Below are 268 nucleotides of genomic sequence, written 5' to 3'. Positions count from 1 at the left end.
CGGATCGAAGTCAGCTGCGTCGTAGAGGAAGCCGCCCTCGCGGGTGTACATCGAGCCCGAGGCATCCGGGTCGGGGTCGTATAGCGACTCGACGTGCCAGCCGCGGTCCATGGGCAGCCCGGAAATGGCGTCGCCACCGGATGCCAACAGCTCCCACAGGTCCTCCGGCGACCGCACACCGCCGGGGAAGCGGCAGCTCATCGCGACGATCGCGATCGGATCGTCGTCCGCCGCCCGCACCACGGGACCGGTGATCGCTGCCTGGGCG

Annotated in this window: 1 protein-coding gene; it reads right to left on the bottom strand. The window is 70.1% G+C overall.

All coding sequences use genetic code 11. The annotated features are described in order from the left end of the window. The coding region (locus O5O46_RS35245) for a beta-ketoacyl synthase N-terminal-like domain-containing protein (RefSeq protein WP_269859766.1) at positions 1-268 on the bottom strand (268 nt) is incomplete at both ends.

It is taken from the genome of Streptomyces sp. RPT161 (genome assembly GCF_027533845.1).
GTDB lineage: Bacteria > Actinomycetota > Actinomycetes > Streptomycetales > Streptomycetaceae > Streptantibioticus_A > Streptantibioticus_A silvisoli_A.
This window is presented reverse-complemented; position numbering and strand designations above follow the sequence as displayed.